A 25,349-nucleotide genomic window follows, 5' to 3' on the forward strand; every position below is an offset into this window, starting at 1 on the left:
ATGAACAGGATTACCCATTACTTCAAGAGCCTGCTGCTGCTGGAGCTGTTGGCCGGGCTGTGGCTGACGCTGAAGTACAGCTTCAAGCCGAAGTACACCATGATGTACCCGATGGAGAAGTTCCCGCAGTCCCCGCGCTTCCGCGGCCTGCACGCCCTGCGCCGTTATCCCAACGGTGAAGAGCGCTGCATCGCCTGCAAGCTGTGCGAAGCGGTCTGCCCGGCACTGGCCATCACCATCGATTCGGCCAAGCGCGAGGACGGCACCCGCCGCACCACGCGTTACGACATCGATCTGTTCAAGTGCATCTTCTGTGGCTTCTGCGAAGAAAGCTGCCCGGTGGACTCGATCGTGGAGACCCACATCCTCGAGTACCACTTCGAGAATCGTGGCGAAAACATCGTTACCAAGCCGCAGCTGCTGGCCCTGGGTGATCGGCTTGAAACCGAAATCGCCGAGCGCCGTGCCGCCGACGCCGCTTACCGCTGAGGTCGAGACATGGATTGGGTAAATATCGCTTTCTGGGTTTTCGCCATCGCAGCCGGTGTTTCGGCCGCGGCGGTGATCAGTGCGCGCAGCCCGGTCAACGCCGTGCTCTGCCTGGTGCTGACCTTCTTCTCCGTGGCCTGCATCTGGATCCTGGTCGGCGCTGAGTTCCTCGGCGTGGCCCTGGTGCTGGTGTATGTCGGCGCGGTGATGGTGCTGTTCCTGTTCGTGGTGATGATGCTGGACATCGACACCGACAACCTGCGCGAAGGCTGGGTACGTTACCTGCCGGTCGGGCTGGTGGTCGCGGTGGTGATGCTGCTGCAGATCGTCACCCTGATCGGCGTGCGGGGCAGGGCGGTCAACCCGTTCCCGGCCGACAACGCCGCTGCGCTGGCCGCAGACACGTCCAACATCACCTGGCTGGCCCGCAGCCTGTTCACCGAGTACCTGCTGCCGTTCGAGTTCGCCGCGGTCATCCTGACCGTCGCGGTGGTCGCCGCCGTGATGCTGACCCTGCGTCATCGCACCGGCATCAAGACGCAGAACCCCGGCGAGCAGACCATGGTCAAGTCGCGTGACCGCCTCACCGTGGTCAAGATGGACGTCGACCAGCCGTTCGTGCACAGCAACACCAAGGCCGCCGTCGATATGCCGGCAGCCGGCGAGGAGACCAAGCCATGATCACGTTGGGCCATATCCTGGCGCTGGGTGCGGTGCTGTTCTGCATCAGCCTGGCCGGCATCTTCCTCAACCGGAAGAACGTCATCGTCCTGCTGATGTCCATCGAACTGATGCTGCTGTCGGTGAACATCAATTTCGTCGGGTTCTCGCGCGAACTGGGTGACACGGCCGGCCAGCTGTTCGTGTTCTTCATCCTCACCGTCGCAGCCGCCGAGGCCGCCATCGGCCTGGCAATCCTGGTGACCCTGTTCCGTACACGTCGAACGATCAATGTCGGCGAAGTCGATTCGTTGAAGGGCTGATTAACAGATGGAAATCACACTCGCCAAGAGTCTGTTGATCGCAGTGGTGCTTGCACCGCTGTTCGGCAGCATCATCGCCGGCCTGTTCGGTCGTCAGGTCGGGCGCCTCGGCGCGCAGACCATCACCATCCTCGGCGTGGCGGTCAGCTGCGCCCTGTCGATGTACGTGTTCTACCAGCTGTTGTGGGGCGGCGCGCAGCCGTTCAACGAGAACCTGTACACCTTCTTCGAAGTGGGCCAGTACTCGGCGCACGTTGGTTTCATGGTCGACAAGCTCACCGCCATGATGATGGTGGTGGTCACCTTCGTGTCGCTGCTGGTGCACATCTACACCATCGGCTACATGGAAGAAGACCCGGGTTACCAGCGTTTCTTCAGCTACATCTCGTTGTTCACCTTCTCCATGCTGACGCTGGTGATGAGCAACAACTTCCTGCAGCTGTTCTTCGGCTGGGAAGCGGTGGGCCTGGTGTCCTACCTGCTGATCGGTTTCTGGTTCAAGCGCCCGACCGCGATCTTCGCCAACATGAAGGCCTTCCTGGTCAACCGTGTCGGTGACTTCGGCTTCCTGCTCGGCATCGGCGGCGTGTTGTGGGTGTTCGGCACCCTCGACTACGCCACCGTGTTCGCCAAGATCATGGATCCGGAACTGGCCAACGGTGCCATCCAGGTGTGGTCCGGTTCCATCGATCTGTTCGGCCTGCATACCATCCAGGTACTGGAACAGCCGGTCGTCTGGGCCAGCGCCACGGTGATCTGCATCTGCCTGTTCATCGGCGCGATGGGCAAGTCGGCACAGGTGCCGCTGCACGTCTGGCTGCCGGACTCGATGGAAGGCCCGACCCCGATCTCGGCCCTGATCCACGCCGCGACCATGGTCACCGCCGGCATCTTCATGGTGACCCGCATGTCGCCGTTGTTCGAGCTGTCGCCGACCGCGCTGAACTTCGTGCTGTTCATAGGTGCCACCACTGCGTTCTTCACCGGCCTGATCGGCATCGTGCAGAACGACATCAAGCGCGTCGTCGCGTACTCCACGCTGTCCCAGCTGGGCTACATGACCGTGGCGCTGGGCGTATCGGCGTACTCGGCCGCAGTGTTCCACCTGATGACCCACGCCTTCTTCAAGGCGCTGCTGTTCCTCGGTGCGGGTTCGGTGATCATCGCCATGCACCACGAGCAGGACATGCGCAGGATGGGCGGCCTGCGCAAGTACATGCCGATCACCTTCATCACCATGTGGATCGGTACGCTGGCCCTGGTCGGCACCCCGTTCTTCTCCGGCTTCTACTCGAAGGACACCATCATCGAGGCGGCCGAGATCCACGCGCACATGTCCAGCAGCTGGGTGGCGACCTATGCCTACTGGGCGGTGCTGGGCGGCGTGCTGGTGACCAGCTTCTACAGCTTCCGCCTGCTGTTCCTGACCTTCCATGGCAAGGAGCGCTTCCGTGACGTGGCGCATGACGACCACGGCCATGGCCACGATGCGCATGCGCACGATGACCATGCCCATGCCGCCGATGCGCACCACGCCGATGCACATGCCGACCACGGCCACGACGACCATGGTCATGGCCATGGCCCGCATGAGCCGCACGAAACCCCGTGGGTGGTGACGCTGCCGCTGATCCTGCTGGCGATCCCGTCGATCATCATCGGCTTCTTCAGCATCGGTCCGATGCTGCATGGCACCGACTGGGCCGGGCACCACGCCCATGAAGGCATCAAGGGTCAGGCCACCAACTTCTTCACCGGCATCGTGGACTTCTACGACCCGGCCAAGAACACCGTGGGCTTCCTCGGCGAGCACTTCCATGGCCCGGTGGCGTTCGCGCTGCATGGCATGACCGCCTGGCCGTTCTTCCTGACCGTGGCAGGCTTCCTGCTCGCCGTGATCTTCTACCTGTGGAAGCCGGACCTGTCGGGCCGGGCGCGCAGGACCTTCGCGCCGATCGTGTCGGTGCTGGAAAACAAGTACGGCATGGACACGCTGTGGATCGACGGCTTTGCCGGCGGCAGCGTCAAGCTGGGCAGGGTGGCACGCTGGCTCGACACGAACATCGTCGACGGCACCGTCAACCTGGTCGCACGTGGGGCGGACGTGGCAGCCAATGTGCTGCGTCGTACCCAATCCGGTTTCCTCTATCACTACGCCTTCGCGATGATCATCGGCCTGATTGCCCTCCTGGGCCTGCTGATGCATTACCTGCGTTGATGACCTGTACGGAATAAGAAAACGTGTCGAACTGGCCCCTACTTAGTGTCCTCATCTGGCTGCCGATCATCGGTGGCGCCCTGGTCCTTGCCATCCGTGATGCGCAGACCGCCCGCTGGGCGTCGCTGAGTGTCGCGCTGCTGACCTTCGCCCTGAGCATCCCGCTGCTCACCGGTTACGACGCGGGCATCGACGCGCTGCAGTTCGTCGAGACCCGCGCCTGGATCCCGGCCTACGACATCGGCTACAACCTGGGCGTGGACGGCATCGCCATCGCGCTGATCGCACTGACCACGCTGGTCAGCGTGCTCGCGCTGATCGGCGCCTGGAGTGCCATCGACAAGCGCGTGAACCAGTACGTGGCGGCCTTCCTGATCCTGGAAGGCGTCACCGTCGGCATCTTCGCTGCCACCGACGCGATGCTGTTCTACGTGTTCTTCGAAGCGATGCTGATCCCGATGTTCCTGATCATCGGCGTCTGGGGCGGCCCGCGCCGCATCTACGCCGCGCTGAAGTTCTTCCTGTACACCTTCCTCGGCTCGGTGCTGATGCTGGTGGCCCTGGTCTACCTGTACCTGAAGGGCGGCAGCTTCCAGCTGGCAGACCTGTATGCGCTGCAGCTGACCGCCACCGAGCAGACCTGGATCTTCTTCGCCTTCCTGATCGCCTTCGCGGTCAAGGTGCCGATGTTCCCGGTGCACACCTGGCTGCCGGACGCCCACGTGGAAGCCCCGACCGCCGGTTCGGTGATCCTGGCCGCCATCGCACTGAAGATCGGTGGCTACGGCTTCCTGCGCTTCAACCTGCCGATCGTCCCGGACGCCTCGATGGAATGGGCCTGGCTGGTGATCGCGCTGTCGCTGATCGCGGTGATCTACGTCGGCCTGGTCGCCCTGGTGCAGGACGACATGAAGAAGCTGATCGCCTATTCGTCGATCGCGCACATGGGCTTCGTCACCCTGGGTACGTTCATCGCCCTGTGGCTGGTGCGTGAGGCCGGCAATGCCGACGCCGCCCGCCTGGGCCTGCAGGGTGCGATGGTGCAGATGATCTCGCACGGCTTCGTGTCCGGTGCGATGTTCTCCTGCGTGGGCGTGCTGTACGACCGCATGCACAGCCGCCGCATCGCCGATTACGGCGGCGTGGTCAACGTGATGCCGTGGTTTGCCACCTTCGCGATGCTGTTCTTCATGGCCAACGCCGGCCTGCCGGGCACCTCCGGTTTCGCAGGCGAGTTCATGGTCATCATGGCGGCCTTCCAGCGTAATCCGTGGATCGCACTGGGCGCTGCTACCACCCTGATCATCGGCGCCGCCTACACGCTGTGGCTGTACAAGCGCATCTTCTTCGGTGAAGTGGCCAACGCCCACGTCGCCGAACTGAAGGACATCAACGGCCGCGAGTGGCTGGTGCTGGGCGTGTTCGCCATTGGCGTACTGGCCCTGGGCATCTACCCCAAGCCGCTGACCGACCTGATGGAGCCGTCGATCGCCAAGCTGGCGATGCAGATTGCTTCCAGCAAACTGCTCTGATCGGCCCGCCGAGCGAACTGATTCCAGGATTTGATAATGACCACCTCGCCGTTGCTGCCACTGACCGCTGCTGACCTGCCCCCGCTCGCTCCCGAGCTGGTGCTGGTCGCGAGCGCCTTCGCCCTGATGATCCTCGATCTGTTCGTCAGCAAGCAGAACAAGCTGATCACCCATCTGTTCTCGCTCGCCGCACTGGCGGTGGTGCTGGTCATGCTGGCCACCGGCACGGGCGGGCAGGGGGAGGTCTTCCACGGCATGTTCGTGCGTGACACCGCTGCCGACGTGATGAAGGTGGTGATCGTGCTGTGCAGCGGGCTGAGCCTGGTGTACGGCTGGAGCTACCTGCGCGAACGCGACCTGTTCCAGGGCGAGATTCCGGTGCTGGTGCTGTTCGCCACCGCCGGCATGATGATCCTGGTCTCCGCCGGCAGCCTGCTGATGGTCTACCTGGGCCTGGAACTGCTGGCGCTGTGCTCCTACGCGCTGGTCGCCAGCAACCGTGACAACGGCCTGGCCTCGGAAGCGGCGATGAAGTACATCGTGCTCGGTTCGCTGGCCTCCGGCCTGCTGTTGTACGGCATGTCGCTGATCTACGGCGCCACCGGTTCGCTGCACCTGGACGCGATCAATGCCGCCATCCCGCAGTCGGATGAGCGCATGCTGCTGCTGACCGGCGCGGTGTTCATGATCGCCGGCGTGGCCTTCAAGCTGGGTGCGGCGCCGTTCCACATGTGGCTGCCCGATGTCTACCAGGGTGCCCCGGCACCGGTCGCGCTGTTCATCAGCTCGGCCCCGAAGCTGGCTGCGTTCGGCATGGCTTACCGCCTGTTGGAAGTCGGCGTGGGTCCGCTGTCGGATGAGTGGAAGCTCCTGATCGGTGGCCTGGCCGCGTTGTCGCTGGTGATCGGCAACCTGATGGCGATCGCCCAGCACAACCTGAAGCGCATGCTGGCCTTCTCCACCGTGTCGCACATCGGCTTCCTGCTGATGGGCATCGCCGGTGGTGGTTCGCAGGGCTATGCCGCCGCGCTGTTCTATGCGGTGAGCTACGCGATCATGTCGACCGCCGGCTTCGGCGCGATCATCGCGATGTCGCGCAACGGCTTCGAAGCCGAGAACATCAACGACTACAAGGGCCTGAACGCCCGTAACCCGTGGATGGCGGCGCTGATCCTGTGCATCATGGCGTCGATGGCGGGTATTCCGCCGTTCCTGGGCTTCTGGACCAAGCTGGCCGTGCTGGGCGCGGCGGTCAACGGCGGCATGCTGTGGCTGGCGCTGCTGGGTGTGATCTGCGCGGTGATCGGTGCGTTCTACTACCTGCGCGTGATCAAGGTCATGTACTTCGATGAGCCGGTGGGCGAGCCGCTGCCGCGCAACAACGACCGCGTGCTGGGCGTGGTGCTGGGCGTGAACGCGCTGGCGCTGCTGGCGCTGGGCCTGGCCTGGAACCCGATCATGGTGTGGTGCCAGCAGGCATTTGCACATATTTCCTGAAAAACGATACAAAGCTGCGCAATTAGTGTAATATTCGTTTCCTGAGTTGTGACTGCAGCGGTTCTGCCAGAACATCGTTGCAAGAGGCCTCCCTCGCGGGGCAGCAATTCAACCACTTCTGATGCGGGGTGGAGCAGTCTGGCAGCTCGTCGGGCTCATAACCCGAAGGTCGCAGGTTCAAATCCTGCCCCCGCTACCAACTGGGCATCAGACGAGAGCGATTCCGGAAACGGAGTCGCTTTTCTCGTTTCAGGGGCTTCAAAGGCGCGCGCAGCTTGCACCAACCCGGTGCAAGGTCTATCATCAGCGGGCTGGCGGTATATCTGATGGTTGGCTCTGCATGGAGCGCGATCATCCCGCCACCGGCTTCGACCAGAAGCTGGGCTTCGCAGGGGATCGCGTCAGCGCGCCCTGCGGCCGGAATCCAATGACCGGATTTCACCGGACAAAGGGCCCAGCGGGCCCTTTTGCATTTCCGGAACGGGCCCACCGCGGTCCGGATATCTTCCACATTCAACAACAAGGCAGGCTGTGAGCGACAAGGCAACCGAAATCGCGAATCTGCTCGGCCCCACCGTCGATGCGCTGGGCCTGGAACTGCTGGGCGTCGAGTATCTGCCCGCACCCGGCGGCGCTACGCTGCGTCTTTACATCGACGTGCTGATCGCCGAGCAGGACGAGCGCACCATCAACGTCGAGGACTGCGAGCGCGTCAGTCGCGAAGTGTCCGCGCAGATGGACGTCGAAGACCCGATCAGCGGCAATTACACGCTGGAAGTGTCTTCGCCGGGCGTGGATCGCCCGCTGTTCAACCTGGCGCAGTTCGGCCAGCACCTGGGCCAGAACGCCAAGGTGCAGCTGAAGCTGCCGCAGGACAACCGTCGCCGCCTGCAGGGCCGGATCGATTCGGTCGATGCCGAGCAGGGCACGATCAGCTTCACCGTCGACAAAACCACCCTGGTGGTGTCGGCCGACAACATCGACAAGGCACGCATCATGCCCGACTGGGTGGCGCTGGGGCTGGCCCCGAGCAAGCCGACCGGTCCGGCCAAGCGTCCGAAGCCGACCAAAAATCCATCCAACGAGCCTGCGGCCAAGAAGCCGCGCGCGGAGTGAGCCAATGAGCAAGGAACTTCTGCTGGTAGTTGACGCGGTCGCCAATGAAAAAGGCGTGCCGCGTGAAGTGATCTTCGACGCGATCGAGGCCGCCCTGGCTTCGGCGGCGAAGAAGCGCTACCCCGATGAGGAAGTGCTGGCGCGCGTGGTCATCGACCACAAGGACGGCACCTACCAGACCTTCCGCCGCTGGGAAGTGGTGGCAGACGACGTGGTCATGGAGTCCCCGGACCGCCAGATCCGCCTGATGGACGCCATCGACGAAGCCGAAGGCGTCGACGTTGGTGACTACGTCGAAGAACAGATCGAAAACCCGGACTTCGGCCGTATCGCCGCCCAGGCCGCCAAGCAGGTCATCGTGCAGCGTGTGCGCGAAGCCGAGCGGCAGCAGGTCGTCGATGCCTGGAAGGATCGCGTCGGCGAGCTGATCACCGGTGTGGTCAAGCGCGCCGAGCGCGGCAACATCTTCGTCGACCTGGGCGGCAACGCCGAGGGCTTCATCCCGAAGGACAAGGGCATCCCGCGCGACGTGCTGCGTGCCGGCGACCGCGTGCGCGGCTACCTGGCCGAAGTGCGCTCCGAACCGCGTGGCCCGCAGCTGTTCATCAGCCGCGCTGCGCCGGAGTTCATGATCGAGCTGTTCAAGCTGGAAGTGCCGGAAGTCGGCCAGGGCCTGGTGGAAATCATGGCCTGTGCACGTGATCCGGGCGACCGCGCCAAGATCGCCGTGCTGGCCCACGACACCCGTACCGATCCGATCGGTGCGTGCATCGGCATGCGTGGTTCGCGCGTGCAGGCGGTGTCCAACGAGCTCAATGGCGAGCGCGTGGACATCGTGCTGTGGAACGAGAACCCGGCCAACTTCGTCATCAATGCGATGGCGCCGGCAGAAGTGCAGTCGATCATCGTCGATGAAGACAAGCACTCGATGGACCTGGCTGTCGCCGAAGACCGGCTGGCCCAGGCGATCGGCAAGGGCGGCCAGAACGTGCGCCTGGCCAGCCGCCTGACCGGTTGGCAGTTGAACGTGATGACCCAGGACCAGGTCACCGCCAAGTCCGAAGCCGAGCAGACCTCGGCCCGCCAGCTGTTCATGGACAAGCTGGAAGTGGACGAGGAAATCGCTGGCATCCTGGTCAGCGAAGGCTTCGGTACCGTGGAAGAAATCGCTTATGTACCCGTCGGCGAACTGCTGGCGGTGGAAGGCTTCGACGAGGACATCGTCGAAGAACTGCGCGCACGTGCCCGTGACGCGCTGCTCAACGAGGCGCTGGCCGTTGAAGAAGGCCTGGAAGACGGCGTTCCTGCCGACGACCTGCTCGCCCTGGAAGGCATGGACGAGGTTACCGCCTACGCCCTGGCCAGCCATGGCGTGCGCACCGGTGAGGACCTGTCGGACCTGGCTGCCGACGAGGTGGTTGAATTCGGCATCGAGGGGCTGGACCAGGAGCGCGCCGCGGCGCTGATCCTGTCCGCCCGCGCCGAGGAGATCGCCCGACTGGAACGCGGCGAATGAGCCGGCAATGAACAGGGCCCTGAGCCGATCAGGGCGTAGAATCCGCGCTACCTCCACAAACGGGGGGGCGCCCTCAAGATCATAGGATCCGAATGTCGCAGCAAACCACCATCCGCAAGCTTGCCGAACTGGTCAATACACCGGTTGAAAAACTGCTGGAACAGCTGGCGGGTGCCGGCATGAAGTTCAGCGGTCCCGAACAGGTCGTGACCAGCACCGAGAAAGTGAAGCTCCTGGGCTTCCTTCGTCGTGCCCACGGCAAGCCCGAGCAGGCCGTCGAAGAAGCCACCGATGCTTCCAAGAAAATCACCCTGAACCGCCGCAAGCACCAGGAAGTGACGGTGAACGCGGGTCGCAGCAAGACCACCGTGAACGTGGAAGTGCGCCAGAAGCGCACCTACGACAAGGCGGCCGCGCGCATGACCCCGGATGAGGAGCGCGCCGACATCCTGCGCAAGCTGGAGGAATCCCGCCAGCGCAATCTTGATGAACAGGCAGCGTTGGCGGAGAAGGACCGCCTGCGCGATGAAGCCATCGTGCGCAAGCGCGAGGAAGAAGTTGCCGCCAAGGAACGTGCCGAGGCCGAGAAGAAGGCTGCTGAAGAAGCTGCCATCGCCGCCAAGGCCGCCGAAGCCGCTGCCGCCAGCCGTCCGGCTGCTGCGCGCCCGGCTGCCGATGCCGCGCCGGCCGCCCCGCGCGCCGCACGTCCGCCGGCCGGTGGCCCGTCCGCGCCGCCGCGTGGTGCCGCACCGCCGCGTTCGGATGACCGCAACAACCGCGGCCCGGCCCGTACCGATCGCCCGGGTGGTGATCGTTTCGCCGGCCAGATGCATCTGTCCGCCGCCGACCGTGCGCGCCGTGGCAACAGCAACAGCAACAACCGTGGCCGTCCGGGCAGCCGCCCGCAGCCGGGCCGTCGCGACATGCGCGGCAGCCAGAACAGTGGTCCGCACGCGTTCGAGCGGCCGACGGCTCCGGTCGTGCGTGAAGTGGCGATCGGCGACAGCATCACCGTCGCCGACCTGGCGCAGAAGCTGGCCCTGAAGGGCGGCGAAGTGGTCAAGGCCCTGTTCAAGATGGGCGTCATGGCGACCATCACCATGAGCATCGACCACGACACCGCGGCACTGGTGACCGAAGAACTCGGCCACGTGGTGGTCCGCGCCGGCAATGACGACGTCGAAGAGGCACTGCTGGCTGCTACCGGTGAAGAGCGCGGCGAAGCCGTCTCGCGTCCGCCGGTGGTCACCATCATGGGCCACGTCGACCACGGCAAGACCTCGCTGCTGGATTACATCCGCCGCACCAAGGTCGCCACCGGCGAAGCGGGTGGCATCACCCAGCACATCGGTGCGTACCACGTGGAAACGCCGAAGGGCGTGATCAGCTTCCTGGATACCCCGGGCCATGCCGCCTTCACCTCCATGCGTGCCCGTGGCGCCAAGCTGACCGACATCGTGGTGCTGGTGGTGGCTGCCGATGACGGCGTCATGCCGCAGACCAAGGAAGCGATCCAGCACGCGCGTTCGGCGAACGTGCCGCTGATCGTGGCGATCAACAAGATCGACAAGTCCGGTGCCGACCCGATGCGCGTGAAGAACGAACTGCTCACCGAGCAGGTCGTATCCGAAGACTTCGGTGGTGACATCCAGATGGTGGAGATCTCGGCCAAGGCCGGTCTCGGCATCGACGACCTGCTGGAAGCCATTTCCGTGCAGGCCGAACTGCTGGAACTGAAGGCCGTGGCCGACGGCCGCGCCAGCGGCGTGGTCATCGAATCCTCGCTGGACAAGGGCCGTGGCCCGGTCGCGACGGTGCTGGTGCAGCAGGGTTCGCTGAAGAAGGGCGACTACCTGGTGTGCGGCATCCAGTACGGCCGCGTGCGTGCCCTGTTCGACGAAACCGGCAAGCAGCCTGACCAGGCCGGTCCGTCGATCCCGGTGCAGGTGCTGGGTCTGTCCGGCGTGCCGGAAGCGGGCGATGATTTCGTGGTGGTCGAAGACGAGCGTCTGGCCAAGGACGTGGCGCAGCAGCGCGAAACCAAGCGCCGTGAATCGCGCCTGGTGCAGTCCGCCGGCAGCCGCATGGAAGACATCATGGCCACGCTCGGCAAGGGCGAGGGCCAGCAGGTGCTCAACCTGGTCATCAAGGCCGACGTGCAGGGTTCGGTGCAGGCACTCAGCCAGGCGCTGGTGGGTCTGTCCAACGACGACATCCGCATCAACGTGATCCACTCCGGCGTGGGCGGCATCACCGAATCGGACGCCAACTCGGCGGTGGCTTCGAAGGCTACCGTGATCGGCTTCAACGTGCGTGCGGATGCTTCGGCCCGTCGCATCATTGAATCCAACGGCGTCGACCTGCGTTACTTCTCGATCATCTATGACGTGATCGACCAGGTGAAGCAGGTGGCTTCCGGTCTGCTGGGTGTGGAGATCCGCGAAGAGATCATCGGTATCGCCGATGTCCGCGACGTCTTCCGCAGCTCGAAGTTCGGCGCTGTCGCCGGCTGCATGATCGTGGAAGGCATCGTCAAGCGGAACAAGCCGATCCGCGTGCTCCGCGACAGTGTCGTGGTGTTCGAGGGCGAGCTGGAATCGCTGCGTCGCTTCAAGGAAAACGTCGACGAAGTCCGCAATGGTACCGAGTGCGGTATCGGCGTGAAGGCGTACAACGACGTCAAGCCGGGTGACCAGATCGAGTGCTTCGAGCGTATCGAAGTGCCGCGCACCCTGTAATGCTGCAAGGGACCGGGCCGAAAGGCCCGGTCCTGCTTCAAGGCATCACCGTTCACCGTGTCACCCCCCAAATAAAAGAGCCCTGCCGCGTGCCCAAGACTTTCCATCGAACCGACCGTGTTTCCGCCCAGATCCGCCGCGAACTTGGCACCCTGGTGCATAACGCCGTGCGCGAACACGGGCTGCCCTCGGTCAGCGTGTCCGATGTGGAAATCACCCGCGACATGTCCCATGCCAAGATCTTCGTGACCGCGCTGATGGCCGAGCGCTCCGAAGAGGCGATGAAGGGTCTGAAGGAACTGGCCTGGCACCTGCGCATGGAACTGGCGCGTGCGATGAAGCTGCGCCACGTGCCCGAGCTGCATTTCCATTACGACGATTCGGTCGATCGCGGCGAGCGCATCGACAACCTGCTGCGTGAGCTGCCCGACACCGTCGCGGCGGAAAAGAAGCGCGAAGGCAACGAAGAGTAAGGGTCCGCTGGCGCCGGATGAAGCCCGGCGACTGCCTGCATCACGGATCCTGCCCGCCGCGGAGTGCGCGGCGCTACGATGAATATCCATGACACGTATCCAATTCCGTCGCCTGGACGGCATCCTGCTGCTCGACAAGTCCAGCGGCATGAGCTCCAACGCGGCCCTGCAGGTCGCCAGGCGCCTGTTCCGTGCCGAGAAGGGCGGCCACACCGGCAGCCTGGACCCGCTGGCCACCGGCCTGTTGCCGCTGTGTTTCGGCGAGGCCACCAAGATCGCCGGCCTGCTGCTCGGCTCGGCCAAGGCCTACGATGCGGAAGTCGTGCTCGGCCAGACCACCGATACCGATGATGCTGAAGGGCAGGTGCTGCTGCAGCGCCCGGTGCCGGAGATCAGTGCCGATGCCCTGCAGGCTGCACTTGCGGCGCTGACCGGCCACATCCGCCAGCGTGCCCCGATCTATTCCGCGCTCAAGCAGGGTGGGGAGCCGCTGTATGTGAAGGCCCGTCGTGGCGATGCCATCGAGGCGCCCGAACGCGACGTCGAAGTGCGCTCCATCGAGGTGCTCGAGCAGCAGCCGGACCGCCTGCGGCTGCGCGTCACCTGCGGCTCGGGCACCTATATCCGCAGCATCGCCCGCGACCTCGGCGAGGCGCTGGGTTGCGGGGCGCACATCAGCGCGCTGCGCCGCTTGTGGGTGGAGCCGTTCGCCGAACCGGCGATGGTCACCGTCGATCAGCTGCGCAGCATGGCCGATTCCGGTGATGAAACCGGTATGGAAGCCCTGTTGTTGCCGCTTTCGGCCGGGCTGGTGGATTACCCCCGGGTCGACCTGGATGAACAGCAGGCGGCCCGCTTCTGCCTGGGCCAGCGTCAACGCGACACCCGCTGGCCGCAAGGCCTGGTGGTGGTCCATGGCGCTGACGGCGCTGCCTGCGGGCTGGGGCAGGTCGATGAAAGCGGGCTGCTGGCGTCCCAGCGGCGCTTCAATCGGTGACATCCGCCGGGGCCATTCAGCCCCGGACCTTGTTCCGGGAGGGCGCTCCCGTTACAATTTTGCGGCCCTTTCACGGGCACCCTGCGTCGTGCAGGATCATCATCAGCCTACGGCGAGCCAAGCGGTGCGTGAACACGTTCCTGCTGGCCCCGCATCAGAAGAGAAAAGAAAATGTCGATCGACACCCAGAAGGTTATTGAAGACAACAAGCGCAGCGCCGCCGACACCGGTTCCCCGGAAGTCCAGGTCGCCCTGCTGACCGCCCGCATCGAACTGCTGACCGGCCACTTCAAGACCCACAAGAAGGATCACCACAGCCGTCGTGGCCTGCTGCAGATGGTCAACCGCCGCCGCAGCCTGCTCGACTACCTGAAGAAGAAAGACGTGACCCGTTACAAGGGTCTGATCGAAAAGCTTGGCCTGCGTCGCTAAGCAACGAATCCTCCGCGGCGCAGCAATGCGCCGCGGTTTTGTTTTGTAGCACCGTAATACCCATCGCATTCAGACCGGAACGACCGGTCACCCGCAGGCGGCACGGGTCGCCGACGGTCCATTCGCAGACAGCATCCCAAGGACACCCTCCGTGGCAAAAATCACCAAAACCTTCCAGTACGGCAAACACACCGTCACGCTTGAGACCGGCGAAATCGCCCGCCAGGCCGGCGGTGCCGTCATCGTCAAGTTCGACGATACCGTGCTGCTGGTCTCCGCCGTTGCCGCAAAGAGCGCGCGTGAGGGCCAGGACTTCTTCCCCCTGACCTGTGACTATCAGGAGAAGTTCTACGCCGGTGGCCGTATCCCGGGTGGCTTCTTCAAGCGTGAAGGCCGTGCGACCGAGAAAGAGACGCTGATTTCGCGCCTGATCGATCGCCCGATCCGTCCGCTGTTCCCGGAAGACTACAAGAACGAAGTGCAGATCATCGCCACGGTGATGTCGCTGAACCCGGACATCGACGGCGACATCGCCGCGCTGATCGGTGCCTCGGCCGCGCTGTCGCTGGCCGGCACCCCGTTCAAGGGTCCGATCGCCGCTGCCAAGGTCGGTTACAAGAACGGTGAGTACATCCTCAACCCGACCGTGACCGAGCTGAAGGATTCGGAGCTGGAACTGGTTGTCGCCGGTACCTCCAACGCCGTGCTGATGGTCGAATCCGAAGCCGCGCTGCTGTCCGAAGACGTGATGCTGGGCGCCGTGACCTTCGGTCACCGCGAAATGCAGAAGGTCATCAACGCGATCAACGAGCTGACCGTGGAAGCCGGCACCAAGCCGTCGACCTGGACCGCCCCGGCCAAGAACGACGTGCTGATCAGCGCCCTGCAGGAAGCCATCGGCCCGCGCCTGGGCGAAGCCTTCCAGGTGCGCGACAAGCTGCAGCGCCGTGACGCCATCTCGGCGATCAAGAAGGACGTGTTCGAGTCGCTGGCTGGCCGCGTGGCCGCCGAAGGCTGGAATCCGGCCGAGCTGTCCAAGGAGTTCGGTGAGCTGGAATACAGCACCATGCGCAACTCGGTGCTGGACACCAAGGTCCGCATCGATGGCCGTGCGCTGGACACCGTCCGCCCGATCGCCGTGAAGACCGGCATCCTGCCGCGTACCCATGGCTCCTCGCTGTTCACCCGCGGTGAAACGCAGGCCATCGTGACCATCACGCTGGGCACCGCCCGCGACGGTCAGGTGATCGACGCCGTGTCCGGTGAGTACAAGGACAACTTCCTGTTCCATTACAACTTCCCCCCGTACTCGGTGGGTGAGACCGGCCGCATGATGGGCCCGAAGCGTCGCGAAATCGGCCACGGCCGCCTCGCCAAGCGCGGCGTCCTCGCCGTGATGCCATCGCTGGAAGCCTTCCCGTACACCATCCGCGTGGTGTCGGAAATCACCGAATCCAACGGCTCCTCGTCGATGGCCTCGGTGTGCGGTTCCTCGCTTGCCCTGATGGACGCCGGCGTGCCGGTCAAGTCGCCGGTGGCCGGTATCGCCATGGGTCTGGTCAAGGAAGGCGAGCGTTTCGTCGTCCTGTCCGACATCCTGGGTGACGAAGATCACCTGGGTGACATGGACTTCAAGGTGGCTGGTACCGCTGAGGGCATCTCCGCCCTGCAGATGGACATCAAGATCGAAGGCATCACCGAAGAGATCATGAAGCAGGCACTGCAGCAGGCCAAGGCCGGCCGTCTGCACATCCTCGGCGAGATGGCCCACGGCCTGACGGCACCGCGCCAGGAGCTGTCGGACTACGCGCCGCGCCTGCTGACCATCAAGATCCACCCGGACAAGATCCGCGAAGTGATCGGCAAGGGCGGTTCCACCATCCAGGCGATCACCAAGGAGACCGGCACCCAGATCGACATCCAGGATGACGGCACCATCATCATCGCCTCGGTCAATGCCATCGCTGCGCAGGCTGCAAAGGCCCGCATCGAGCAGATCACCTCGGACGTCGAGCCGGGTCGCATCTACGAAGGCAAGGTCGCCAAGATCATGGACTTCGGTGCCTTCGTCACCATCCTGCCGGGCAAGGATGGCCTGGTGCACGTGTCGCAGATCTCCAGCGACCGCGTCGAGAAGGTCGGCGACGTGCTGAAGGAAGGCGATGTGGTCAAGGTCAAGGTGCTGGAAGTCGACAAGCAGGGCCGTATCCGCCTGTCGATGAAGGCCGTCGAAGAAGGCGAGGGTGTGTCTGCCGAGTAATCGGCCGCCGTACCTCTGCTGGAATGAAAAAGCGGGCTTCGGCCCGCTTTTTCTTTGCCTGTGGTTCCGGCACGGAACGGGGCACCGACGGCACGCCGGGGCGCGCCATCGGCATGGACGGCTGCGTCCCGGACATCCGGATGAGGGGCAGCTGCGATGCAGGGTGCTGTACATGGCAGGCGATGCACCGGGGATGCGCGGGGTCGACCCTGGCTGACCAACAGTGGGCACGCCGCCACCATCGTGATTCTTGCGGGCAAGGACCTGGTCCCCGTCGCGAAGAACTCCTCTGGTGTTGGCGCATCCACGCAGAAGTCAAAGAGGTCCACGCCCATGTCGTCAGAATTCCGTAATTCCCATCTCCGTAACCCGGTCGCTCCGATCGAGGATCCCGGCAGGCGCCGCCTGATGCAGTCCGCGCTGGCCGGTTCAGCCTGCCTGGTAGCGGCACCGTTGCTGGCCCACCAAGGCTTGGTGGATTCATGGGGTGAACCCATTGGCAGGGAAGCCAAAGCCAGCGCTGGTGACGATGCGCTCACGGTCCTGCGCGAGTCACTGCTGGCAGGGCTGAATCTGGTGCCGGTAGTGGGCGGCTTCCTTTCCTACCTGGGCGCGCTGTTCATTCCTGCCGTCGGAAACTCCGCAGAGCAGCTGTGGCGTGAGATTGTCGACGCGCGGATTTCCGAGGCGCTGTTGCAATTGGTGAAGGCTGATCTCTTTGGCCTCACCGGGGTAGTGCAGCTGTACGCCGATGCGGTGCGCTCCGGGGACCTGGTAGCGATCAGCACGCAGAGCATTGCCGCCAATACCCAGTTCGTGGGCGCTGTGCCCCGCTTCGCCCAGGTGGGACAGGAAGTATCCTTGCTCCCCCTTTACGTCATTGCCGCCTCGCTGCATCTTGCTTTGCTGCGCGACATGGCATTGAAGGCGGTCGACCTGGGTTACACGCCGGCCTATCGCAGTACGCTGGAAGCACAGGCCAAGGACTGCATTGCCCGTTACACCGCGCATGTTGACCGATACGTCGCCGCCGCCATCCAGGCGGCCAGGGTGAACAATCCCTACGACTGGCGCAAGGGGGATTACTACGAGAGCAACAAGCCGTTGACGCAGATGCTGCAGGTAAAGGCAGCACTGCAGATCGCCGTCATCGACATGCGCGATACCTGGTATGCGTTCGATCCGGTACGCTTCCCCGCGCCGGTCGCGGTCCGGCTGAACCGCGAAGTTCTCTCTCCAATCATCGGCAAGTGGGACAGGAAGAATATTTCGCCAGACGCCCTGCCGACGTGGCAGCCGCCGGCATCGCGGATAAAAGAGCTGGGATTGAGCACATTCAGCACAGCCGGCGGTGCGTCATGGCTCCAGGGAATCCACGTCGTTTACCAGGATGGATCCGAGCTGGAAACCGGATCTCGTGCGACCCAAGGCAAGCGCTTGTTCCTGCGGAACACCTCGTTCCATTTGAGCAGGGTCAGGGCGAGATACCTGCAGGGCATTACGCGTCTGGAAGTCGACCATAACAACGGAACGTTCTGGCAGGGTGGCGGTCCCAACTCCGGCGCCAATACAGCCTCCATCAGCTACGCGGGGCATCGCGTGTCATCCATCAGGTCGGTGGGTCATGGCCGGGCGCCCGCGCTGACCTCAGTGGGCAGCCTTATCGTGGGCTTCCAGTTGCTCAACCAGGAGGCCGTCCCGATCAGTCTGCAGAGCTACGATCGGCTGGCGCCCAACATGGCGCCGCAGTTGCTCAGATGGATTGCGGACTGAACCATTGTGGTCTCGCCTGTTGGGCAAGAATGTCTGCTTGAGTAACGGTCATTGAAGACCCCTTCATCGCAGGCAACCGATGCGCCAGCAGTGGGCTCCTGGAAGAGAAAGTGGGCGTAAAGCCCGCTTTCTCCCGGCGGAACATGCTGTGGAGTTCGCTGTCAGCGCACCGGTCTGCGTATCCAATCGATCAGGTGGGGCGCAATGACGGGAGCAATCCGTGCATCGGTTTCCGGGTGGATGCGCATGACGCCGGGTCGCTCCAGGCCAAAACCGTAGACGAGGCCGCTGATCGCGCCATGCGCTGCGCTACTGCTGCGGCCTTTGCCCACGCTGCGGATCGATTGGAGCCCATGTTGTGCATAGCCGCTCTTTGCCTTGATTTCGCTGCCTTCGAGCTCGCGTCTCCCCGCACGTACGGTCCGCCCATGACTGTCGGTCAATGCCATCTGGGCGACGCCGGCGCTGTGCGCCGTCACTGCGCTTTTGAACCAGAAGGAAGGGTCAATAGCGAGTTCAGAACGCTCCCCCCAGATCTCGCCGGTCTGCAATGTCTCGTCCGTCTGGTCGTAATGCAGCTTTACTGCAGACAACCAGTGAGTGCGCCACTGCGAACGAACCCAGACTTCGAGCCTGTTGATGCGTGTCCCAGGCGTCTTCCAGTCCGGAATTTCGTCGGGTGCGCGTGAATCCAGGTCCCACCAGCCGGCGATCGGGGAGAAAATCTCCCGCAGCAGCCATACGCGTTTCTTGTCGGGGTACTTTGCCGCATCGAATGCGTACCAGGTGTCACGCTGGTCGATGACTTCAAGCTGCAGACGCGCCTTCTCGGCCAGCATCGCCGATAGTGGCTGGTTGCGTCGGAGGGGCGTGCCGTCGTTCGGGTTCTCCCTGCGCGCTTTGGCGATGGCCGCTTCCACGGTAGCGTCGACGTGGCGTGTATAGGCTTCGATCCGGTTGCTGAGCTCGCTTTTGTAGTTCTGCACCGATTCGACGCTGAAACCGATCCCCAGTCCGGTCAGGGCGATATCCCTCAGCAGCGTCAGATGCAGCGTCGCAGCGACGACGAACAGAGGTAGCAACGCTATCTGCTCAGCCTGCAGCTGGAAGCGTGGAATGAGCGCCGAGAACTGGGTATTGCTCGCTATGCTCTGCGAATGGATTGTCGGACGATCCTGCGCCGTTACTGCATCCCGGTAAAGTCTTGAGACGCTGGTCAATCCTTCAAGATCGGCCTTCACCTGATTGAACACGGTTTCAGAAATGCGCTTGTCGGTGTATTCGCGCCACATCTGCTCAGGCGTCTTGCCTTGTTTGGGAAGAAACAGGGCTCCCACGTAGGAGAGCAGCCCACCCACCACGGGAGTTTGATAAAGGGCGCCAAGCGTTGACTCGCGCATCAGGTCGTAGAGCTCGCCGGTTGGCTCGCTGGGCGCCGTGATGGCGGGTAGCCGGGTATCGATCCGGAGCGTCGTCTGCCGGGTTGGCGAGGCCTGCAGGGAACCGGCTGCGAGAGACGTGCATCCAAGTGCCGCAGCGGCCATCAGTCTTCTGCGGACGGGGTCGCGGGGGACCGCCTGAGCCGTGTCGGTGGCGGGAAAATCATGACGCTTCATTGGCTGACCTCGCTTTGACGGACCGGTTGGTGCGTCAAGCTTCAGCTCACCAGCGCGCTGGCGGCAGCGGAAAATGCACCAGGAAAGGGCGGGTCGAAAGCGCAATGATGGCTAGGGCATTACCGTTGGCGCATGGGCAATGTCGATAGCACGCGACGGGTCCATCCGTGCCTGGGCGCCTGCGCGTGCAGTGAGTGATCCTGCGCATGCGTTGATCGTCAGTCCGCCCACACGCTGTGTGGATCGCCATGCCGGGCCCGTCGCGTCGTCGCACGCGCCAGCACCGCAAACCCCACCGCCATGGCCAGCGCCACCGCGTCCACCCAGAACAACGCCCAGTGGCCATGGCCGGCGCTGGTCCACCACCACCACCCACTCAGCGCGCCGTGCGCCAGCGGTACCAGTGCGGTTACCACGGCGGCGGCCCACAGCAGTTCACGCGCGGCCTGGGCCGGGCGACGCAGTGCGGCCCACAGTGCGCATGCGCCCCAGGTCAGGAAGCACACCCAACGGATGCCGGCCTCCACCGACGGCGGTGCCACGCGCTCCAGCACCTGCGCGGCGACGAAGGCGGCCGAGATCGCCACCACCAGCCCGATGCAGACCCCGACCGTGGCGCGCGCCATGTTGACCTGCGCGCGGCCTTGCTCGACCTGTCGCCGCTTGCGCCGCGATTCGATCCACAACAGGTTGCCGGAGTAGAACAGGAAGGCGCCGCCCAGGCCCAGCAGGAAATACAGCCAGGCCACCACGCCATTGCCGAACTCGCCGAAGTGCAGGGCATAGGCCGCGCTCAGGGTGGCATGGTTGGCATCGCGGCGGCCCGGCAACTGGCTGGCCAGCAGGCGCCCGCTGGCGACGTCGAAGGCGACCGCGCCGGCAGGACCGAGCGTGCCTTCGGACTCGCCGGTGATCTCGATGGTGGCGGCGGCGTCGCCGGCGTTGGCCAGCTTCAGGTAGGCCGGTTCGAAGCCTTGCACGCCCTGATCGCGGGCCACCTGCAGCGAACGCGCATGCAGGTCGGCCAGCTTGACCGCGTCGCCGGCGGTGCCGCGGGCTGCCCGGACCGGCGCGGTATCCATCGCCGACGGTACCGCCTGCATCAGCTTGCCGTCGTAGATCAGTGGGTTGAGCAGGGCCATCTGCAGGAACACCAGGCACAGCAGTGCTCCGGTGACCGCGAACATCAGGTGGAAGGGCAGGCTGAGCACGCCGATGATGTTGTGCGCGTCCTGCCAGAACTGTTTCAGGTTGCGGCCCGGGCGCAGCGCGAAAAGGTCGCCGGCCAGCTTCGGCAGGTGGATCACCAGCCCGCTGAGCAGCGCCACGCCGTACAGCAGGCTGACGATGCCCATCAGGTAGATGCCGGCCACCGGCAGGCCCAGCGTGTAGTGCAGTTCGTTGACCAGTTCGGCCAGCCCGGTCTGCGGCGGGGTGAGGCTGCCGTCGTAGTGGTCCAGCCAGGCGTATTGCCAGGTTCCCTTGGCGTCCTGCCAGTAGGCGATCGGCTGCGGATGGTCGCCGCCGGGGAAGGTCATGCCCATGTGCGCGCGCGCGGCCGGATGGCGTTCCAGCACGCCGTCCAACAGGCGTTGCGCGTCGGCCAGGGTGGCGGCGGGCTGGTCCACCGATGCCGGCGTCTGCCACAGCGGGATGTCATGGTGGAACACCGTCAGCGCGCCGGCGTAGAACGCCACGAACAGCGCGAAGCCGGCCACCAGGCCGACCCAGGTATGCAGCGTGGTGAAGGTGCGCAGGGTCTGCGAGCTGAACTTCATTGGATCATTCTCATTGCACTGCGCCGGACAGGCGCAGCAGCCACAGCAGGAGGAAGCCACCGGTAGCACAGGCGCCCATTACGGCCCATGCGCGCGCCCCGCTGCGGAAGCTGAAGGCCCACACCGCCGCCAGCATCCACAGCGGGATGAAGGCGATCAGGCTGGGCACCAGCGCGGAGGCCCAGGGGCCGGGCGGCAACCATGCGACCAGTCCGGTGATCGCGGCGGCCACGAACAGGCCCGCAATGAGGCCGGCAAAGGCGCGCGGCCACATCAGCGCGGCTTCCTGGCCGGCAGCGCGGCCGGACGGTGCCAGGCCGCCAGCGTGGGCAGCAGCATGGCGATCGCCATCCACACGCACAGGGCGATCACCAGGCCGGCGCCGACACCCAGGTCGGCCATCCACAGCCACAGGCCGGCAACGGCGGCCACGGTGCCGATCTCCCGGCCCAGCCGGCCGGCGCGATGAAGCCGTGGCCAGCGGCAATGAGGCGAAGCGGCATAGAACGCCAGTGCGGACAGTGCGGTGGCCAGCATCGCCAGCGAGCAGAAGCCCAGCGAGGACAATCCGATGGTGGGCACCTGCATCAGCGTGGGAGTCCCGCCAGGTACAACGAGGGACGACGATCAGGAAGCGGGGTCATCGGGGATCCGGAGGGTAGAAGGTGCAGCGACACACGCGTATGGTAATCATTGACTTTTGCGCGATCCAGTATCCGCTATTCAGGCGACTGCGGCCGATGCCCTTGGGCTTTGTGCCGCGCTGGTTTAAGATCAACCACAGCCCTCCCACTGGATCCAGGTGGCCCGCGCCAAGCGCCGGCCGAGCGTGTGACATGAGCACTACCATCGCCCACTGCTGACCTGCACCCGAAGGCTCCCATCCAGGCGCCCTCGCGGCGCTTTTTTATTGCCCGGGCCTTGCCCGGATCCGCATGCCAGCCCGCCGCGCGGGCACAGCAAGAAGCCATTTCGATGATCACGATCACTCTTCCCGACGGCAGCCGCCGCGAATTCGAACATCCCGTCAGCGTCATGGAGGTGGCCCAGTCGATCGGTGCCGGCCTGGCCAAGGCCACCATCGCCGGTTCGGTCGATGGCGTGCTGGTCGATGCCAGCGACGTGATCGCCAAGGACGCGACCCTGCGCATCATCACCGCCAAGGACGAGGAGGGCGTGGAGATCATCCGCCACTCCAGCGCGCACCTGGTCGGTCATGCAGTCAAGCAGCTGTACCCGGACGCCAAGATGGTGATCGGTCCGGTCATCGCCGAAGGGTTCTACTACGACATCCAGTCCGAGCGTCCGTTCACCCCGGATGACCTGGCGGCGATCGAAAAGCGCATGGGCGAGTTGATCGCCCAGGACTACGACGTGGTCAAGAAGGTGACCCCGCGCGCTGAAGTCGTGGAAATTTTCAGGGCGCGTGGCGAGGACTACAAGCTGCGCCTGATCGAGGACATGTCGCCGGACATCCAGGCCATGGGCATGTATTACCACCAGGAATACGTGGACATGTGCCGCGGCCCGCACGTGCCCAACACGCGCTTCCTGAAGGCCTTCAAGCTGACCCGCATTTCCGGTGCGTACTGGCGCGGTGATGCGCAGAACGAGCAGCTGCAGCGCATCTACGGTACCGCCTGGGCCGACAAGAAGCAGCTCGATGCGTACATCAAGCGCATCGAAGAAGCAGAAATGCGCGACCACCGTCGCATCGGCAAGCAGCAGGACCTGTTCCACCTGCAGGAGGAGGCGCCGGGCCTGGTGTTCTGGCACCCCAAGGGCTGGGCGCTGTGGCAGGTGGTGGAGCAGTACATGCGCCGCGTCTACCGCAACAGCGGCTATGGCGAAGTGCGCTGCCCGCAGATCCTGGATGTGTCGCTGTGGAAGCAGTCCGGGCACTGGGACAACTACAAGGAGAACATGTTCTTCACCGAATCGGAGAAGCGCACCTATGCGGTGAAGCCGATGAACTGCCCGGGCCACATCCAGGTGTTCAACCAGGGCCTGCACAGCTATCGCGACCTGCCGATCCGCTACGGTGAATTCGGTTCATGCCATCGCAACGAGCCGTCCGGCGCGCTGCACGGCATCCTGCGCGTGCGTGGCTTCACCCAGGACGACGGCCATGTGTTCTGCACCGAATCGCAGATCGAAGGCGAAGTAACCGCGTTCCACCAGCAGGCGCTGGCGGTGTACCAGCACTTCGGCTTCGAGGACATCCAGATCAAGATCGCGCTGCGTCCGGAATCGCGCCTGGGCGACGACGCAACGTGGGACAAGGCCGAGGGCGCGCTGCGCTCGGCGCTGTCCAGCTGCGGCGTGGAATGGCAGGAACTGCCGGGCGAGGGCGCTTTCTACGGCCCGAAGATCGAATACCACCTGAAGGACGCCATCGGCCGTACCTGGCAGCTGGGCACCATGCAGGTCGATTTCATGATGCCCGGCCGCCTCGGCGCCGAGTACGTGGATGAGAACAGCCAGAAGAAGCACCCGGTCATGCTGCACCGGGCGATCGTCGGTTCGATGGAGCGCTTCATCGGCATCCTGATCGAGCACCACGCCGGCCAGTTCCCGGCCTGGCTGGCCCCGACCCAGGTGGTGGTGGCCAACATTACCGATGCCCAGGCTGAATACGTGAGCGAGGTGCGCAAATCCCTTGCGGATCAAGGCTTCCGCGTGGTCGCCGATTTGCGTAATGAGAAGATCGGTTATAAGATTCGCGAGCACACGCTTCAGCGCGTGCCGTACCTGCTGGTCATTGGTGACCGCGAAAAGGAAAACGGCGCCGTGGCGGTGCGTACGCGTTCCGGCGAGGACCTGGGCAGCATGAGTCTCCAGGCCTTCATTGAACGGCTGCAGGCCGAGGGCGCGTAATCAAAGGTCCGGTCCGTGTGCAATGGCGCGCGGACCGGTTCGATACCCTTGGGAGATTGCAATATCAGTACCCCTGACAACAAACAGAACCGCAAGAATCAGGAAATCCGCGTGCCGCGCGTACGCGTGATCGGCAGCGACGGCGAAATGATCGGCGTGCTGACGCGCGACGAAGCCTTGGCGATGGCCGAGGAAGAAGGCCTGGACCTGGTTGAAATCCAGCCGCAGGCCGATCCGCCGGTGTGCAAGGTGATGGACTTCGGCAAGTTCAAGTTCGAAGCCCAGAAGAAAGCCAGCGAAGCCAAGAAGAAGAGCAAGCAGGTCGAGATCAAGGAAGTGAAGTTCCGTCCGGTCACGGACGAGGGCGACTACCAGATCAAGCTGCGCAAGATGCGCGGTTTCCTCGAAGAGGGCGACAAGATCAAGGTCAACATCCGCTTCCGTGGCCGTGAAATGAGCCATCAGGAACTGGGTCGCGAGATGGCCAACCGGATCGAAACCGATCTGGGCGAGGACATCGTGATCGAATCCCGTCCGCGCCTGGAAGGCCGCCAGATGGTGATGATGATTGCTCCGAAGAAGAAGACATAAGGCGGCACGGGCTGCCCCTCGCGGGCGCCTGGCAGCTGAATGCAACGGGAGGAGGGCGCCGCTGGCGCCTTTCTGCTTTTTGGCCCCCGGTCTTCGTCATGGCATGCCGGGGCGTTGCCCGAGGCCCATTTCCCCTGTATGATTGCCGGCTCGACCCATCAGGAGGGGTCGTACGCGGATCATGGCAGGACGGAAAGAGTGGCCCAGGCCACCGCCAGATCAGTCAGAAACCAGGGTCAAATCCCATCAAGGACATAGCAATGCCCAAGATCAAGACCAACCGGGCGGCGGCCAAGCGTTTCCGCAAGACCGCCTCGGGCAAGTACAAGTGCGGCCACGCCAACCGTAGCCATATCCTCACGAAGAAAGCGACCAAGCGTAAGCGTAACCTGCGTCAGACGAATCACGTCCGCGCAGAAGACGCCGGCCGTCTGGACCGCATGCTCCCTTACCTCTGAGGAAC

Annotated in this window: 21 protein-coding genes and 1 tRNA gene; 18 read left to right on the forward strand and 4 right to left on the reverse strand. The window is 64.1% G+C overall.

Translation table 11 applies throughout. From position 1 onward, the window contains the following. The 15 genes from nuoI (at window position 1) to CXG43_RS15565 (ending at window position 18,024) form a co-directional block, all read left to right on the forward strand. Window positions 1-489 carry an NADH-quinone oxidoreductase subunit NuoI gene (gene nuoI / locus CXG43_RS15495; RefSeq protein WP_042614967.1) on the forward strand — a complete coding sequence of 163 codons (489 nt, stop codon included), beginning with the start codon at window positions 1-3 and terminating at the stop codon, window positions 487-489. 9 nt (window positions 490-498) lie between these two features. Beyond that, window positions 499-1,170, forward strand: coding sequence for an NADH-quinone oxidoreductase subunit J (locus CXG43_RS15500; RefSeq protein WP_101100731.1), 672 nt, complete (start codon window positions 499-501; stop codon window positions 1,168-1,170). Continuing rightward, entirely contained in the window at window positions 1,167-1,472 is a 306-nt protein-coding gene (gene nuoK / locus CXG43_RS15505) for an NADH-quinone oxidoreductase subunit NuoK (protein ID WP_042614969.1), read from the forward strand. Before CXG43_RS15500 ends, nuoK begins: the two co-directional genes overlap by 4 nt. 7 nt (window positions 1,473-1,479) lie before the next feature. Further along, entirely contained in the window at window positions 1,480-3,690 is a 2,211-nt protein-coding gene (nuoL, locus tag CXG43_RS15510) for an NADH-quinone oxidoreductase subunit L (protein WP_101100732.1), read from the forward strand. 23 nt (window positions 3,691-3,713) lie between these two features. After that, complete coding sequence (locus tag CXG43_RS15515) at window positions 3,714-5,222, forward strand: NADH-quinone oxidoreductase subunit M (RefSeq protein WP_101100733.1); 1,509 nt, start codon at window positions 3,714-3,716, stop codon at window positions 5,220-5,222. 36 nt (window positions 5,223-5,258) lie between these two features. Continuing rightward, entirely contained in the window at window positions 5,259-6,719 is a 1,461-nt protein-coding gene (nuoN, locus tag CXG43_RS15520) for an NADH-quinone oxidoreductase subunit NuoN (protein ID WP_101100734.1), read from the forward strand. 122 nt (window positions 6,720-6,841) lie between these two features. Beyond that, window positions 6,842-6,918, forward strand: a tRNA-Met gene (locus CXG43_RS15525). A 332-nt stretch (window positions 6,919-7,250) separates the two neighbouring features. Continuing rightward, window positions 7,251-7,835: a ribosome maturation factor RimP gene (gene rimP, locus CXG43_RS15530; protein WP_042613003.1), complete on the forward strand. Its 585-nt coding sequence runs from the start codon at window positions 7,251-7,253 to the stop codon at window positions 7,833-7,835. 4 nt (window positions 7,836-7,839) lie between these two features. Then, window positions 7,840-9,351 carry a transcription termination factor NusA gene (nusA, locus tag CXG43_RS15535; RefSeq protein ID WP_042613002.1) on the forward strand — a complete coding sequence of 504 codons (1,512 nt, stop codon included), beginning with the start codon at window positions 7,840-7,842 and terminating at the stop codon, window positions 9,349-9,351. 92 nt (window positions 9,352-9,443) lie between these two features. Next, window positions 9,444-12,089: a translation initiation factor IF-2 gene (gene infB / locus CXG43_RS15540; protein WP_101100735.1), complete on the forward strand. Its 2,646-nt coding sequence runs from the start codon at window positions 9,444-9,446 to the stop codon at window positions 12,087-12,089. An 89-nt stretch (window positions 12,090-12,178) separates the two neighbouring features. After that, the gene (rbfA, locus tag CXG43_RS15545) at window positions 12,179-12,562 is read left to right on the forward strand and encodes a 30S ribosome-binding factor RbfA (RefSeq protein WP_042613000.1); all 384 of its coding nucleotides are present in this window, start codon (window positions 12,179-12,181) and stop codon (window positions 12,560-12,562) included. Between the two features lie 88 nt (window positions 12,563-12,650). Further along, complete coding sequence (truB, locus tag CXG43_RS15550; RefSeq protein ID WP_101100736.1) at window positions 12,651-13,559, forward strand: tRNA pseudouridine(55) synthase TruB; 909 nt, start codon at window positions 12,651-12,653, stop codon at window positions 13,557-13,559. A 171-nt stretch (window positions 13,560-13,730) separates the two neighbouring features. Further along, complete coding sequence (gene rpsO / locus CXG43_RS15555; protein WP_057507957.1) at window positions 13,731-13,991, forward strand: 30S ribosomal protein S15; 261 nt, start codon at window positions 13,731-13,733, stop codon at window positions 13,989-13,991. Between the two features lie 151 nt (window positions 13,992-14,142). After that, entirely contained in the window at window positions 14,143-16,251 is a 2,109-nt protein-coding gene (gene pnp, locus CXG43_RS15560; protein WP_101100737.1) for a polyribonucleotide nucleotidyltransferase, read from the forward strand. 333 nt (window positions 16,252-16,584) lie between these two features. After that, entirely contained in the window at window positions 16,585-18,024 is a 1,440-nt protein-coding gene (locus CXG43_RS15565) for an insecticidal delta-endotoxin Cry8Ea1 family protein (RefSeq protein ID WP_157825143.1), read from the forward strand. A 161-nt stretch (window positions 18,025-18,185) separates the two neighbouring features. Here the strand turns inward: CXG43_RS15565 and CXG43_RS15570 are convergent, their stop codons facing one another. The 4 genes from CXG43_RS15570 to CXG43_RS15585 form a co-directional block, all read right to left on the reverse strand. Next, window positions 18,186-19,640 carry an insecticidal delta-endotoxin Cry8Ea1 family protein gene (locus tag CXG43_RS15570; RefSeq protein ID WP_101100739.1) on the reverse strand — a complete coding sequence of 485 codons (1,455 nt, stop codon included), beginning with the start codon at window positions 19,638-19,640 and terminating at the stop codon, window positions 18,186-18,188. 218 nt (window positions 19,641-19,858) lie between these two features. After that, a complete protein-coding gene (locus CXG43_RS15575) occupies window positions 19,859-21,418 on the reverse strand; it encodes a PepSY-associated TM helix domain-containing protein (RefSeq protein ID WP_101100740.1) in 1,560 nt (519 codons plus the stop codon). Window positions 21,419-21,428: 10 nt separating this feature from the next. Then, a complete protein-coding gene (locus tag CXG43_RS15580) occupies window positions 21,429-21,692 on the reverse strand; it encodes a hypothetical protein (protein ID WP_101100741.1) in 264 nt (87 codons plus the stop codon). Next, entirely contained in the window at window positions 21,692-22,006 is a 315-nt protein-coding gene (locus CXG43_RS15585) for a hypothetical protein (protein ID WP_220550369.1), read from the reverse strand. Before CXG43_RS15585 ends, CXG43_RS15580 begins: the two co-directional genes overlap by 1 nt. Before the next feature lie 387 nt (window positions 22,007-22,393). On the opposite strand from CXG43_RS15585, the gene thrS reads away from it, so the two are divergent. From thrS to rpmI, 3 genes are all read left to right on the forward strand, one after another. Beyond that, window positions 22,394-24,295 carry a threonine--tRNA ligase gene (gene thrS, locus CXG43_RS15590; protein ID WP_101100742.1) on the forward strand — a complete coding sequence of 634 codons (1,902 nt, stop codon included), beginning with the start codon at window positions 22,394-22,396 and terminating at the stop codon, window positions 24,293-24,295. A 63-nt stretch (window positions 24,296-24,358) separates the two neighbouring features. Then, window positions 24,359-24,886, forward strand: a complete 528-nt coding sequence (gene infC / locus CXG43_RS15595) for a translation initiation factor IF-3 (RefSeq protein WP_309689600.1) — start codon at window positions 24,359-24,361, stop codon at window positions 24,884-24,886. A gap of 260 nt (window positions 24,887-25,146) precedes the next feature. Beyond that, complete coding sequence (rpmI, locus tag CXG43_RS15600) at window positions 25,147-25,344, forward strand: 50S ribosomal protein L35 (protein ID WP_002811096.1); 198 nt, start codon at window positions 25,147-25,149, stop codon at window positions 25,342-25,344. Window positions 25,345-25,349: the final 5 nt, after the last annotated feature.

This window comes from Stenotrophomonas sp. Bg11-02 (genome assembly GCF_002836635.1).
Taxonomy (GTDB): domain Bacteria; phylum Pseudomonadota; class Gammaproteobacteria; order Xanthomonadales; family Xanthomonadaceae; genus Stenotrophomonas; species Stenotrophomonas lacuserhaii.